The organism is Modestobacter sp. VKM Ac-2983 (assembly GCF_026967885.1).
In the GTDB taxonomy this organism is placed as follows: Bacteria; Actinomycetota; Actinomycetes; order Mycobacteriales; family Geodermatophilaceae; genus Modestobacter.
In genome coordinates this window covers 799,684-813,195 of the sequence record NZ_JAPVBK010000003.1, presented here as the reverse complement: position 1 = coordinate 813,195, position 13,512 = coordinate 799,684, and the positions used below count along the sequence as shown (strand labels likewise).

Genomic DNA, 13,512 nt, shown 5'->3' with positions numbered 1-13,512 from the left:
GCGGGTGCCGCACACAGGTCCGCGATCGCGGTGACGGCTGTCGCGAGGAGGCGACCAGGACGGTCGCTCCGGATCACGACCCGGCCCCACGGATCTGCAGCAGATCGACGTGATCGGGGCCGGACAGCCCACCCACGGTGGGGACCTGCAGCCACCACTCGATGGCCAGGGCACCCACCGCACGGGAGACGTCGTCGCCGGACGAGCGACAGACCCCCGAGGCAGGTGCTGGACCCATGCTAACGGCCATCTGCTCGGCCATCTTCCCGGCCAGGGACACCGGCACGGCACGACGGGACCCGGCACGCACGAGAACGGCCCTCACAGTGACTGTGAGGGCCGTTCTGTCGTGGTAGCGGGGGCAGGATTTGAACCTGCGACCTCTGGGTTATGAGCCCAGCGAGCTACCGAGCTGCTCCACCCCGCGTCGGTAAGAGCAACTGTACCAGGTGTGCGGGGAGGGGGCCCTCAGGCCCCCTCCCCGCAGTCGAGCTCAGCCGCCCGGTGACGCCTCGGCTGCCGCCTGCGCCGCCTGGTATGCCTCGACCGCGACCTCCAGGTCCTCCAGCGCCGCGCCCTGGCCGGCGAAGTCGCCGCCCTGCTGGGCCGTCCGGAGCGCGTCCAGCGCGGCGTTGATGTCCGTGACCGCGTCGGCCATCTCCGGGGTCGCCGCCTCGTCGCCCGGCCCGTCGCCCGTCGCCGGGCCCCCCACCGGCACCTCGGGGTCCGGGACCGGCTCGGGCACCGTGTCCGGGGTGGCGTCCTCGTCGACGGTGTCGGCGATGTCGTTGCTGTCGGTGGCCGACTCCCCCGCCCCCGCGCCGAAGACCTGGTCCAGGGCCTCGGAGAGCGTGTTCGCGTAGCCGATCCGGTCCCCGAAGTTGACCAGGACCTTCTGCAGCAGCGGGAACCCGCCTTCGCCCGAGGACCGGACGTACAACGGCTCGACGTAGAGCAGCCCCTCGTCCCCGATGGGCAGGGTGAGCAGGTTGCCGAACACCGCCTCGGAGCTGTCGCTGTTGAACAGCGTCAGGTCGGGCCGGATCAGGTTGTTGGTCTCGAAGGCGTTCTGCACCTGACCCGGTCCACGGAACGGGGTGTTGCCGGGCAGCTGCAGCACCTGGATCTCCCCGTAGGTCTCCGGCGCACTCGAGGCCGAGATGAACGCCGACAGATTCTGCCGTTCGAAGGCGTTCATCGGGCTGGTCAGCTGGAAGCTGGCCTCCTCGTCACCCGGGCGCTGGGCCAGGATGTAGTACGGCGGCTGGTCCTGCGTGGTCTCCTGCGTCGGGTCGTCCGGGATCTGCCACCGGTCGTTCTGGTTGTAGAAGTCGACCGGGTCGTCCACGTGGTAGCGGGTGAGGATCTCCCGTTGCACCTTGAACAGGTCCTCCGGGTAGCGCATGTGGCTCTCCAGTTCCTCGCCCATCGAGTCCCGCGGCTCGACGACGCCCGGGAACGCCTTCATGTAGGTCTGGAGGACCGGGTCGGACTCCCACTCGTACAGCGTCACGGTGCCGTCGTAGGCGTCGACCGTGGCCTTCACCGAGTTGCGGATGTAGTTGAACGTCTCGTTCGGCAGTGCGGTCGTCCCGGTGCCCGTGAGGGCGTCGGTCGCGGCCTCGCCCAGCTCCATCTGCTCGGCGTACGGGTAGGAGTCGGAGGTGGTGTAGCCATCGAGGATCCAGACGATCCGCCCGTCGATCACCGCCGGGTAGGGGTCGCCGTCGACCTCGAGGAACGGTGCGGCCTTCTGCACGCGGTCCCGCGGATTGCGGACGTGCAGGACCTTGGACTCCTCGTTGACCGCCTCGGAGAGCAGGAAGTTCCGCTCGCGGTAGAAGATGGCGAAGGTCAGCTGGCGGAAGAAGCTGCCGGCCGAGATGCCGCCGTCACCGTTGTAGGTGTTGTTGATCTGCCCCTCGTCCGAACCGCCCTCCGGCTGGTCGAACTCCCGCGGGGCCACCCCCTCGGGGGCACCGACCACCGAGTAGTCGCTCATCAGCTCGCCGTAGTAGACGCGGCTCTGGTCCACCGGGATGTTGCCGGTGGTGGGCAGGTTCCCGGTGGTGAAGTTGGGCTCGCCACCCTCTCGGCCGGCGGTCACCTGGTTGGCCGGGGCGGCCACGAAGCCGTTGCCGTGGGTGTAGACGGTGTGCCGGTTGATCCAGCTGTCCTGGTTCTCGCTCAGGCCGTCGCTGTTCAGCTCACGGACGGCGACCACGTAGTCCTGGGTCTGGCCGTCGATGGTGTAGCGGTCGATGTCCAGCTTCTCCGGGAAGCCGTAGACGTTCCGGATCTGCTGGCGTGCGGTGAACGTGTCACTGAGCACGTTGGGGTCCAGCAGGCGCGCGTTCGGGATGGTCTGGTCGTCGTTGCGCAGCTCGGACAGGACGGCACCGACATTGGGATCGCCTGCGGTGTCCTGCGCGTAGTTGACGTACTCGACGTCGTCGAGGCCGTAGGCGTCGCGCGTGGCCGCGATGGCCTTCTCGATGTAGGGGGCCTCGCGCTGGTTGGCGCTGGGGTTGACGACGAACTGCTGCACGATGGCCGGGTAGGCCACGCCGATCACCAGGCTGGAGGCCAGCAGCAGCACCAGCGCCGCGGCCGGCAGCAGCGTGTTGCGCACCAGGATGTTGGCGAAGAAGGCGACGGCGCAGATCGCCGCGACGACGACCAGGATGTTCTTCGCCGGCAGCAGGGCGTTCAGGTCGGTGTAGGACGCACCGCTGAAGACCTCACCGCGGTTGGAGTAGACCAGCTCGTAGCGGTCCAGCCAGTACGCGACCGCCTTCAGGGCCACGAACGCCCCGACCAGGACCGACAGCTGCACGCGCGCGGCGCCGGTGAGCTTCTGGCCCGGCGTCTGCAGCCGCAGGCCGCCGAACACGTAGTGGGTCAGCACCGACCCGATCAGCGCCAGCAGGACGATGGCGAAGCCGAAGCCCAGCAGCAGCCGGTAGAACGGGTAGTCGAAGACGAAGAACGAGATGTCCAGCCCGAACTGCGGGTCGACCGTCCCGAAGTCGGTCGAGTTGCGGTAGGTCAGCCAGGTCTGCCAGCTGCCCTGGGCGGTGATGCCGGCGAACAGGCCGAGGACGACGCCGATGCCGGCCAGCGCCAGCTTGCGCCGCGGCTCGACCGACTGGCGGTAGCGCTCGAGGTTCTGCTGCTCCAGCGACATCGGCCGGAACGTCGGCCGGAACCGGTAGGCCAGGTAGACCGCGAGGGCGACCAGCCCTCCGGTGGCCACCGCGGCCACGGCGAACAGGAGCGCACGGGTCTGGACCTCGGTCCAGAACACCTCGGTGAAGCCGGTCTCGTCGAACCAGAGGTAGTCGACGTAGGCGTTGGTCAGCGTGCCGATCACGGTGAAGAGCACCAGCAGCACGGCGACGACGCCGATGACCAGCTTGGCGCGCCGGGACAGCGTCGGCACCGGCACGGGGGGCCGCATGGCCACGGTCGGTCTCCTGTCTTCTTGCGACTTGCGAGGCAGCGCGGGCTCAGGGGCCCGGCCGGGGAACACGATCACAGGGGCCCGGGAACCGCCAGCGGCGGCGGGCGGGACCGATGGGGTCCGCTCCTCCCAACTGTTGTCAGCGACGCCGGGTTCCCAGCGGGGTCACGAGCAGGTCACGGATCGCTGACAGCCGGGGTCAGGGCGGGGTGTCGGCACGGAAGCGCGTCGACGTCAGCACGGCGTGGGCGTCCGCCCGGCCCGCAGGTCCTCCAGCGCGGTCAGCGCGTCGTCCAGCGTCGCCACCCGGGCGGTCGGCAGACCCTCCTGGGGGTTCTGCAGCGCCTCGGCACAGTTCTCGGCGGGCACCAGGAAGAGCTCGGCCCCGATCTCCCGGGCGGCGACGAGCTTGAGCGGGATGCCGCCGATCGGCCCCACCACGCCCTCGGTGTCGATGGTCCCGGTACCGGCGATCACGGCGCCCTCGGTGAGGTCGGTGTCGCCCACGAGGTCGATGATCCCCAGGGCGAGCATGAGGCCGGCCGACGGGCCGCCGACGTCCGCGACCTCGATCCCGACGTCGAACGGCGCGTACGGGGTCTGCAGCACCAGCACGCCGAGCGCCGAGCCCTCACCCTCGGCTGCCGGGGACGTGGTCACCGTCGTCGACCCCGGCTCGCCGCCGCGCCGGTAGTCGACGACCACCGAGGCGCCGGGCGGGGTCTCCGCCAGGACGGCCGACAGCGCGTCCAGGTCCGGGGTGGGCGTGCCGTCCACCTCGTCGATCGCGTCGCCGGCCTCCAGGCTGCCCTCCGACGCCGAGTCCTCGGCGAGCTCCTGGACGACGACCGCCTCGGGGTACCCCAGCTCGCCCAGCGCGGCGCCCCGGGCGGCCTGCTCCGAGGTGAGGAAGGCCTGCCGGTTCTCCGCCTGGGTCTCCTCGACCGACCGGTTCGGCGGGTAGACCTGCTCGCGTGGGACGACCACCACCTCGTCGTCCCACCAGCCCTGCACCGCGCCCACCAGGGTCAGCTGGTCCTGCGGGATGCCGACGGTGGTCAGGTTCAGGTTGCCCGAGACGTCGTTGGGCTCCCGGCCCTCCACGCTGATGATCGGCGTGCCGTCGATGTCGCCCAGGGTGTTGTAGGTCGGGCCGGGCACCTGGGCCACGAAGGGCACCGGGAGCAGGGTCCCCAGGACGCCGAAGAACAGCAGCAGCGCCGTCCCGGCCCCCAGCACCGTGGTCCGCCGGGTCACCGGTGCACCGCACCGGCGACGCCCGGCTCCATCCGGGACGTCGCCGTCCCCACGCCCTCGACCACGACCCCTCCTCGTTGACGGTCGACCGCCCTCGGCGGGTCCGCCACCATCGCCGGATCCGCAGCCCGGCGGGCGGGCCCGTCGAACGGCGAGCGTAGGTGACCCGCGAAGGTCGCCGGTCCGACGCAGGTCAGCGCCCCGTCGGGGCGGTGCGTCCGGTGGCGGGTCCGGACGGCGGTCGGCCGGGGTCGCACGCGGTTACGGTGGGACCATGAGCGATCTCCCCTTCGGCTTCGGGCCCCCTGACCGCGACCCCGAGCGCCGGGGCGAGCCCGGCGGGCAGGGCGGCGGCGGCCAGGGCGGCGACGTGCCGGGCAACGACCCCTTCGGCCTCGGCGCACTCTTCGGCGCGGGCGGGGCGGGCGGTGGCAACCCGGCGGAGCTGCTGGGCAAGATGCCGCTGTTCGCCGAGCTGCAGAAGCTGATGAACTGGTCCGGGGGGCCGGTGAACTGGGACCTCGCCCGGCAGGGTGCGATCAGCCAGCTGGCCCCTGGCCACCAGCCGACGTCCGCCGGTGAGCAGGCGGCCGTGACCGAGTCGCTGCGGCTGGCCGACCTCTGGCTGGACCAGGTCACCGACCTGCCCTCCGGCGTCGACCGGGGCCTGGCCTGGTCGCGGGTGGAGTGGGTGGAGCAGACGCTGCCGGCCTGGACCGCACTGATCGACCCGCTGGCCGAGCGGGTGGTCGCCGCCATGACCAGTGCGCTGCCGGCCGAGGCGGCGTCCTTCGCCGGCCCGCTGGCCGGGATCATGGGCCAGATGGGCGGGGTCATGTTCGGCGCCCAGGTGGGTCAGGCGTTGGCCCGGCTCGCCGACGAGGTCACCACCAGCACCGACGTGGGCCTGCCGCTGGGACCGCAGGGCGCCGGCGTCCTGGTGCCGCAGAACGTCGCCGCCTTCGGTGAGGGCCTGGACCGTCCCGAGGACGAGGTCCGCCTCTTCCTGGCGCTGCGCGAGGCCGCCCACCAGCGGCTGTACGCCCACGTGCCCTGGCTCCGCCAGCAGCTGACCGACGCCGTGCACGCCTACGCGCGGGGCATCCACGTCGACCGGGAGGCCATCGAACGGGGCCTGAACGACGCGATGAGCGGCATGGAGGGCGGCCTGGACCCCAGCGACCCGGAGAGCATCCAGAAGCTGCTGGGCAGCGGGCTGCTCGAGCCGGAGGAGACCCCCGAGCAGCAGATGGCGCTGCGTCGCCTGGAGACGCTGCTGGCCCTGGTCGAGGGCTGGGTGGACAGCGTCGTGTCCGCGGCCGCCGCCGAGCGGCTGCCCGGCCACTCCGCGCTGGCCGAGACGATGCGCCGGCGGCGGGCCTCGGGCGGGCCGGCCGAGCAGACCTTCGCCACCCTGGTCGGGCTCGAGCTGCGCCCGCGGCGACTGCGCGACGCCAGCACGGTCTGGGGCGCGATGGCGCAGCAGCACGGCCCGGCCGAGCGTGACCGGCTCTGGTCGCACCCGGACCTGCTCCCCACGTCGGACGACCTGGACGAGCCGCTGGACTTCGTCTCCCGCCAGGGAGCGAGCGACCCGTTCGCCGAGCTGACCGACGGCCTGCGGGACCAGTCGGAGGGCACGTCGCCGGAGCAGGGCGAGGGCACACCGGACGACGAAGACGGCGGAGCCGAGCCCCGCGCCTGACCGCCCGGCCCCCGCCACGAGCCCGTGGCGGGGGAACGGCCCCGCTGCAGGGGCCCGCCACGAGCGTGCGAGTGGTGGGGGGGGGGGCAGCGGGGTCCTTCTTCAGTCGACGGCGCCGGGCTCCATGTCGTCGTCGCCGGCTTCCCGGTCACCAGCGGAGCCGTGTTCGACGCCCTCGAGGAAGCCCAGCGCGCGCTCGGCGCGCGGGTAGGCGTGCACGAGCGCCCAGAAACGCTGGTCGTGGCTGGCCTCCAGCAGGTGGGCCAGCTCGTGAACGAGCACGTAGTCGACGACGAACTCCGGCATGCCCCGCAGTCGGCTCGACAGCCGGATCGTGCGGTCGGCGGGGGTGCACGATCCCCATCGCCGGTTCTGGTTGTCCACCCAGCGGACGCTGGCCGGCACGGCCCGCCCGTCCAGGTGTGCCCGGGACAGTTCCATCGCCCGGGTCATGAGGTCGTCGTCGGAGCCGAGGGTGCGGCGACGCCGCTCCTCGCGGGTCTGCAGCTTGGCGACCATCTGATCGACCCAGCGCCGTTCCTCGGCGGCGCTGAAGGCCGCCGGGATGAGCACCACGGTGCGCCCGTTCTCCCGGTAGGCCGTGACCGTCCGGCGGCGTCGGGCGCTGCGGCGGACCTCCACCTCCGGCACCGGGCGAGGCGCCGTGCGGACGGCGGGGACCACCGTCGACGCAGCCGGCGCGCGGCGGTCAGGTCGCTTCTCCACCCACGCACCGTATCGGGCCGGACGGCGGACGTTCCGGGTGAGGACACCCGGTCGTGGACAGGTGCACACGGACAGTGGACACGGGGCGGGCGGCTGTCCCCCGAACGATGGACGGGGCCTGCTCCCTCCACAGGCCCGGTCGCGCGTTCCCGCAGGTGAGCGCACCGGTGGACGACATCGACGGGCATCGTCCCCGCCCGCTCCCCCGGGTCGTGCACAGCGACACGCCTGGTGGTCAACATCGCGTCCACAGCACCGTCCACAGGTTGTGGGAGGAGGCCGGCGGCCGCACTCCCCCGGCCTGTGGACGACGACTGCGAGCGGGGCCACCGCGCTGGCACCCTCCCTGCGATGACCGAGAGCCCGCACCCGTTGCTGCCCGCCGCGACGCCGCTGCTCCGGCTCGACCCGGACCTGCTGCAGGTCGGCGGCGTCGACGGGCGTGACGGGCTGCGCGTCCATCCGGCCGGGGACGAGGTCGCCGCCCGGCTGCGCGGGCTGGACGGCCGCCGCAGCGACCGTGCGGTGCGCGCCGAGTGGATGGCAGACGGCGTGCCCGGCGACGTGGTGGACGACCTGCTGGCCGGGCTGCGCGGCACCGGCCTGCTGCACGACCTGGCCGCCGCCGACCTGCTGGCCGCCGATCCGGGGCCGGCCGCGATCGCCCGAGTGGGGCTCGAGCTGCCCGCAGCAGTTCCTCGGGCGGGCACGGGCGGGAGGTGGAGCGCCCGCCGGCAGAGCGCGGTCGTCGTCGACGGCGCCACCCGGGTGGGCGTCCCGCTCGCCGCGGTGCTGGCCGCCAGCGGGGTGGGGTCGGTGCACGTCCGGGACCGGGGCCCCACGCGCGCCGGGGACGCCGTCGTCGGTGGGGTGACGGCGGCCGACGAGGGGCGCCCGCGAGCGCTGGCCGCGGCCGACGCCGTCCGGCGGGCCAGTCCGCTGACCGACCTGCGCCCGCTCCCCCCGGACCGCGCACCGGACCTGGTGGTCCTGTGCCGGCCCTGGGCGGCCGCCGATCCCCTCTCGGCGGCCCTGCACCAGGCGGGCACCCCGCACCTGGTGGCCACGGTGCGCGAGGAGACCGGCGTCGTCGGCCCGCTGGTCCTGCCCGGCGGCGCCGGGGGGTGCCTGCGCTGCGCCGACGCCTGGCGGCGGGACGACGACCCGGCGTGGCCCCGGCTGGCCGCCCAGCTCGCCGCCGTCGAGCCGGCCGCCAGCGGCGCGACCGTCACCTGCCTGCTCACCGCCCTGACCGCCGCCGTGCAGGTGCTGGCCCACCTGGACGGCGGCGACGACCCGGTGACCGTGGGGGCGGCCCTGGAGCTGCGCCCGCCCGGCCTCCTCCCCCGCCTCCGCCGCTGGCCGCCGCACCCGGGATGCGCCTGTCACGGGGGCGGCCGGGGCACGTCGCCGCCGTAGAGGGGACACTGGTGTGGTGAGTGACACCGGACGGGACATCCCGCGGGGGGCGGTGTCCCGAACGGCGAGGCTCGCCGCCCTGCCGCTCGGCGCCGCCGGGCGAGCCACCCTGGGCATCGGCAAGCGGCTCTCCGGGCGTGACGCCGAGGAGGTCAGCGCAGAACTCCAGCAGCAGACGGCCGAACAGCTCTTCGCCGTCCTCGGCCAGCTCAAGGGCGGGGCCATGAAGCTGGGGCAGCAGCTGTCGATCTTCGAGGCCGCCGTGCCCGAGGAGATGGCCGGGCCCTACCGCGAGGCGCTGGTCAAGCTGCAGGAGGCGGCGCCACCGATGCCGATCCGCACCGTGCACGCGGTGCTGGCCCAGCAACTGGGGGGCAGCTGGCGGGAGCGGTTCCGCGACTTCGACGACACCCCGGCGGCGGCCGCCAGCATCGGCCAGGTGCACCGGGCCACGTGGCGGGACGGCCGGGACGTCGCGGTGAAGATCCAGTACCCCGGTGCGGGCACCGCCCTGATGGCCGACCTCAACCAGCTCGCCCGGTTCGCCCGGATGTTCGCGGTGCTCTTCCCCGGCATGGAGGTCAAGCCGCTCATCGCCGAGCTCAAGGCCCGTGCGGAGGAGGAACTTGACTACGGGCTGGAGGCCGACGCCCAGCGGACGTTCGCCGCCGCGTACGCCGACGACGAGCAGATCGTCGTCCCCCGGGTGGTGGCCAGTGCGCCCAAGGTGATCGTCTCCGAGTGGCTCGAGGGGGTCCCGCTGTCCCAGGTCATCACCAACGGCACCCGGGAGGAGCGCGACCGGGCGGGACTGCTGATGGCGGTGCTGCACTTCTCCGGGCCGCAGCGCGCCGGACTGCTGCACGCCGACCCGCACCCGGGCAACTACCGGCTGGTGCCCGACGGCCGTCTGGGGGTCATCGACTTCGGTGCCACGGCCCGGCTGCCCGGCGGCCACCCCGAGCCGATCGGCCGGCTCGTCCGCTGGGCCTTGGAGGGCCGCGCCGAGGACGTGCTGGCCGACCTGCGCGCCGAGGGCTTCGTCCGCGAGAACATCCAGGTCGACGCCCAGGGGGTGCTGGACTTCCTGCTGCCCTTCCTGGCCCCGGTGTCGGCCCCCTCGTTCCAGTTCAACCGGGCGTGGATACAGGAGCAGGCCAACCGGATCGGTGACCCGCGCAGTGACGCCAGCCGGCTGGGCCGCCAGCTCAACCTGCCGCCGGCCTACCTGCTGATCCACCGGGTGACGATGGGGTCGATCGCCGTGCTGTGCCAGCTCGACGCCGAGGCGCCCTACCGCGGCGTCTGCGAGGAGTGGCTGCCCGGCTTCGCCGGGTGACCTGTCGTGAGCACGGACGACACCGCGGCCAGGTGACGTCCCGGCTCCGGAGGAGCCACGAGGTCCGTCCCGACCGGGAGCCAGTGGCCCCGCGGCCGGAACGGACAGCGGCTGCCGCCGCACAGGGGGCGGTCCCCGGTGCTCTCGCTCGCCCCGCCGTCGTCACCAGACGGCGGAGCTGGCACGGGCGGCCCGCTGAGAGGCCCGCTCCGCCTTGCGCGCCCAGCGCCGGGCGGTGATCAGCCGACGGGCCCGGGCGGACGCCTCCGCCTCGGCCATCCGCCGGTTCATGTGCGATCTGGTCAGGTCGTGGTCGAACGAGTACATCGTGGTCCCTCAGGGTGAGACGGCACCGCTGGGCGGTGGCCGGGTGGAGGTGCATCGGGTGGCCGGTCGGCCCCGGTGGGGGCGCCGGACCGGGGAGATCCGGGTGCTCGGGTGCTGTGGCCTCATGCCGCGGCCTCGGCCCGGACCTTGGGCGGGCGGCCACGGGGACGCTTGCGGGCGATGACCACCCCGTGGTCGAAGATCTCCCCGCCCCAGACGCCCCAGGGTTCGGCGCGGTCGAGCGCCCCGGCCAGGCAGGTGGTCCGGATCGGGCACTCGCCGCACAGGCTCTTGGCCTGCTCGAGCTGCGCCGGGCTCTCGGCGAACCACAGGTCGGGGTCCTGCACCCGGCAGGGCAGCCCCCGACGGGTGCCCTCCCGGACCGGCCGCTGGGTGGACACGTGCGTGCGGTCGAGCCCGGGTCGGCGATGGGACGTCGCGGGGTCGATCGTGGTCGGCACGGCCGCTCCTCCTCTTCCTTCGTCTGTGCGGCCGGTCGACGGGGCCCCGCCGACCGGTGGTCGGGGTCCGCGGAAGCTCGTCGAGAGGCTGGAGCAAGACGAAGGCCGCGGTACCCGGTGTCCGGGTTCCGCGGCCTCGAGGAGGACCTGCTGGGCTGTGCTAGCCCAGTGGGTCTTCCGGGGGCAGGTCACCCGGGGTGCTGCTGGTGTGCCGAGCAGGGGCGCCGATGACGGCGTACCCCTTCAGGGCGATGGTCTGGACGGACGTGGTCTGGACGGACGTGGTCTGGACGGACGTGGTCTGGACGGACGGCAGGGCATCGGTGCCGAGACGTGCGCCGGTGGTGGACAGGCCGGTCGTGCCGGCGGCGGCGGTCAGGCCGCGGAGGCGGACGGCGGTGGCCGACCCTGCGAAGGGCAGACCGGTGCCGTGGTGCGGAGCGGTGGCGGTCGCCATCGAGACGACCCACTCGTCCGGGGTGGAGCAGCGCAGGCCGACGGCCGGCGAGGTCACGGTGCGCACGCCGGCGGTGGTGATGTCGGTGCTGTTCACGGGGCCCCTCCTTCCGGGGTCGGAGCCCGGCCTGGCGGCCGGTCTCCCTGCGGTCTGCTGCGGGATGGTGCGTCCTGGATCACTCCCAGGTGGTGGCACGAAGGCTAGGGGAGCTGCCGGAGACGGGTCAATCGAATTAACCGAGATTCCTCAGGGCGCGTGTTCGCCCTGGTCCGGGGCCAGTCGGCCGTCGATCGTCGCGAGGACCTCAGCGCCGTAGAGGTCCAGCTTGCGCGCCCCCACACCGGGCAGCGCCGACAGCTCGCGCACCGTGGTGGGACGCGTCTCGGCGATCGCCTGGAGGGTGGCGTCGGTGAAGACGACGTAGGCCGGCACCGACGCCGCCTCGGCGGTGGTGCTGCGCCAGGCCCGCAACCTGTCGAACAGCTCCCCCGCCTCGCCCTCGAGGACGACCTTCGGTCGCGTGGCCGGACGGCGGGGCGCGGCCCCCGCATCCGGGGTCAGGCCGTCGAGGAACCGGCTGCGCGGCCGGGAGCGGCGGCCACCGGGGTTGCGGGCCAGTGACCAGGAGAGCGTGAGCTGCTCACGGGCCCGGGTGACCGCCACGTACAGCAGCCGTCGCTCCTCGTCCACCGCCTCGGGACGCGACTGCGACTGGGCGATCGGGAGGACGCCGTCGACCAGCCCGACGACGAACACGGCGTCCCACTCCAGGCCCTTGGCCGCGTGCATCGAGGCCAGCGTGACCCCCTGCACCGTGGGGGCGTGCTGGGCGTTGGCCCGCTCGGCGAGGTGTGCCACGAAGCCGGCCAGGTCCAGCGTGGGCTGCTCGGCCACCAGGTCGACGGCGAGGTCGACCAGCGCGGCCAGGGACTGCCAGCGGTCCCGTGCCGTGCCACCGGGAGGTGGCCGGTGCTCCACCCAGCCGGTGGAGGCGAGGACGTCGCGGACGGCGGGCACCAGCGCGCCGGGGTCGTTGCCACCGGCCGCGGCCCCGCGCAGCAGCAGCACCGCCTCACGGATCTCCGGCCGCTCGAAGAACCGCTCCCCGCCCTTGAGCACGTAGGGGACGCCGAGGTCGGCCAGTGCGGACTCGTACACCTGCGACTGGGCGTTGATCCGGAAGAGCACCGCGATCTCGCTGGCCGGGAGACCACCGTCGACGAGCTCACGGCAGGCTCGGGCCACCGCGGCGGCCTCGGCCGGTTCGTCGGCGTGCTCGACGAACCGGGGAGCCGGCCCCTCGGCCCGCTGCCCCAGCAACCGCAGCCCGGGCAGGCCCTTGCGCGGCGCAGCCTGGCCGATCAGCTTGTTCGCCAGCCCGACCACCTGCGGGGTGGAGCGGTAGTCGCGCTCGAGCTTGACCACCTCGGCGTCGCCGTAGCGGTCGGCGAAGCCCAGCAGGTACTCGGGGTCGGCGCCGGTGAAGGAGTAGATCGTCTGGTTCGGGTCGCCGACGACGCAGACCTCCGCCCGGCCACCCAGCCAGGCGTCCAGCAGCCGCTGCTGCAGCGGGTTCACGTCCTGGTACTCGTCGACGACGAAGTGCCGGTACTGGGCGCGCACCTCGCGGGCGACGTCGCGGTGCTCCTCGATCGCATAGGCGGTGACGAGCAGCAGGTCCTCGAAGTCCAGGGCGCCGTCGCGCTGCTTGGCCGACTCGTACTGCCGGTAGACCTCGGCGACGGCGGCAGCGTCGAAGGGCAGGTCACGGGCGGCGGCCGCAGCGCGCGCCGGGTAGTCCTCCGGGGTGGCCAGCGTCGTCTTGGCCCACTCGATCTCACCGGCCAGGTCGCGCAGGCTCGTCCGGTCGGTGGTCAGCCGGGCCCGGGTCGCCGCCCCGGCGACGACGCGCAGCTTGTTCTCGATCAGCTCGGGCATCGGCCCGCCCAGCACGCGCGGCGCGAAGTACCGCAGCTGGCGCATCGCCGCGGCGTGGAAGGTGCGCGCCTGGACCCCGCCGACGCCCAACGCCGACAGTCGACCCCGCAGCTCGCCGGCCGCGCGGGCCGTGAAGGTCACCGCGAGCACCTGCTCGGGGACGTACTCACCCAGGTGCACGCCGTAGGCGATCCGGTGGGTGATGGTCCGGGTCTTGCCGGTCCCGGCGCCGGCGAGGATGCACACCGGCCCGCGCACGGCCTCGGCCGCGGCCCGCTGCTGCTCGTCCAGGCCCGCCAGCACGGCCTCCGGCCCGGTCGGCCCCTCGGTGACGCCCTGGCGCACCCGCTCGTCGTCGACCCGCTGCATCGCCACGACCCGATCCTCCCAGCCGCGTCCGACGACCAGGGGGAAGGATCC

11 protein-coding genes and 1 tRNA gene are annotated in these 13,512 nt (G+C 73.6%); 3 read left to right on the top strand and 9 right to left on the bottom strand.

Going from position 1 to position 13,512, the window contains the following annotated elements; genetic code table 11:
- Window positions 1-73: 73 nt before the first annotated feature.
- The 4 genes from O2W18_RS15870 to O2W18_RS15855 form a co-directional block, all read right to left on the bottom strand.
- Window positions 74-286 carry a hypothetical protein gene (locus O2W18_RS15870; RefSeq protein ID WP_269188431.1) on the bottom strand — a complete coding sequence of 71 codons (213 nt, stop codon included), beginning with the start codon at window positions 284-286 and terminating at the stop codon, window positions 74-76.
- 64 nt (window positions 287-350) lie between these two features.
- Window positions 351-427: transfer RNA gene (locus tag O2W18_RS15865), tRNA-Met, on the bottom strand.
- A 66-nt stretch (window positions 428-493) separates the two neighbouring features.
- Window positions 494-3,460 carry a UPF0182 family membrane protein gene (locus O2W18_RS15860; RefSeq protein ID WP_269188658.1) on the bottom strand — a complete coding sequence of 989 codons (2,967 nt, stop codon included), beginning with the start codon at window positions 3,458-3,460 and terminating at the stop codon, window positions 494-496.
- A 237-nt stretch (window positions 3,461-3,697) separates the two neighbouring features.
- Window positions 3,698-4,720 carry a YlbL family protein gene (locus tag O2W18_RS15855; protein ID WP_269188430.1) on the bottom strand — a complete coding sequence of 341 codons (1,023 nt, stop codon included), beginning with the start codon at window positions 4,718-4,720 and terminating at the stop codon, window positions 3,698-3,700.
- Between the two features lie 274 nt (window positions 4,721-4,994).
- On the opposite strand from O2W18_RS15855, the gene O2W18_RS15850 reads away from it, so the two are divergent.
- Entirely contained in the window at window positions 4,995-6,425 is a 1,431-nt protein-coding gene (locus tag O2W18_RS15850; protein WP_269188429.1) for a zinc-dependent metalloprotease, read from the top strand.
- A gap of 102 nt (window positions 6,426-6,527) precedes the next feature.
- On the opposite strand, the gene O2W18_RS15845 is transcribed toward O2W18_RS15850, so the two are convergent.
- On the bottom strand, window positions 6,528-7,151 hold the full coding sequence (locus O2W18_RS15845; protein WP_269188428.1) for a M48 metallopeptidase family protein: 624 nt from the start codon (window positions 7,149-7,151) through the stop codon (window positions 6,528-6,530).
- 351 nt (window positions 7,152-7,502) lie between these two features.
- Here O2W18_RS15845 and O2W18_RS15840 point away from each other — a divergent pair, with 351 nt between their 5' ends.
- On the top strand, window positions 7,503-8,570 hold the full coding sequence (locus O2W18_RS15840) for a ThiF family adenylyltransferase (protein ID WP_269188427.1): 1,068 nt from the start codon (window positions 7,503-7,505) through the stop codon (window positions 8,568-8,570).
- Between the two features lie 16 nt (window positions 8,571-8,586).
- Window positions 8,587-9,909 carry an ABC1 kinase family protein gene (locus O2W18_RS15835; RefSeq protein ID WP_269188426.1) on the top strand — a complete coding sequence of 441 codons (1,323 nt, stop codon included), beginning with the start codon at window positions 8,587-8,589 and terminating at the stop codon, window positions 9,907-9,909.
- A gap of 162 nt (window positions 9,910-10,071) precedes the next feature.
- Here O2W18_RS15835 and O2W18_RS15830 read toward each other — a convergent pair whose 3' ends face one another.
- The 4 genes from O2W18_RS15830 to O2W18_RS15815 all read right to left on the bottom strand — a co-directional run bounded on the left by O2W18_RS15830 (window position 10,072) and on the right by O2W18_RS15815 (window position 13,461).
- Window positions 10,072-10,236 (bottom strand): hypothetical protein, encoded by a 165-nt coding sequence (locus tag O2W18_RS15830; protein ID WP_269188425.1) that lies wholly within the window; start codon window positions 10,234-10,236, stop codon window positions 10,072-10,074.
- A gap of 122 nt (window positions 10,237-10,358) precedes the next feature.
- Window positions 10,359-10,697, bottom strand: a complete 339-nt coding sequence (locus O2W18_RS15825; RefSeq protein WP_269170743.1) for a WhiB family transcriptional regulator — start codon at window positions 10,695-10,697, stop codon at window positions 10,359-10,361.
- 160 nt (window positions 10,698-10,857) lie between these two features.
- The gene (locus tag O2W18_RS15820; protein WP_269188424.1) at window positions 10,858-11,250 is read right to left on the bottom strand and encodes a hypothetical protein; all 393 of its coding nucleotides are present in this window, start codon (window positions 11,248-11,250) and stop codon (window positions 10,858-10,860) included.
- 150 nt (window positions 11,251-11,400) lie between these two features.
- The gene (locus tag O2W18_RS15815; RefSeq protein ID WP_269188657.1) at window positions 11,401-13,461 is read right to left on the bottom strand and encodes an ATP-dependent helicase; all 2,061 of its coding nucleotides are present in this window, start codon (window positions 13,459-13,461) and stop codon (window positions 11,401-11,403) included.
- Window positions 13,462-13,512: the final 51 nt, after the last annotated feature.

Bases quoted from the DNA above. Each gene is read 5' to 3' on its own strand.
- O2W18_RS15860 (WP_269188658.1), bottom strand. From the start codon at position 3,460: ATGCGGCCCCCCGTGCCGGTGCCGACGCTGTCCCGGCGCGCCAAGCTG.
- O2W18_RS15850 (WP_269188429.1), top strand. From the start codon at position 4,995: ATGAGCGATCTCCCCTTCGGCTTCGGGCCCCCTGACCGCGACCCCGAG.
- O2W18_RS15840 (WP_269188427.1), top strand. From the start codon at position 7,503: ATGACCGAGAGCCCGCACCCGTTGCTGCCCGCCGCGACGCCGCTGCTC.
- O2W18_RS15830 (WP_269188425.1), bottom strand. From the start codon at position 10,236: ATGTACTCGTTCGACCACGACCTGACCAGATCGCACATGAACCGGCGG.
- O2W18_RS15815 (WP_269188657.1), bottom strand. From the start codon at position 13,461: ATGCAGCGGGTCGACGACGAGCGGGTGCGCCAGGGCGTCACCGAGGGG.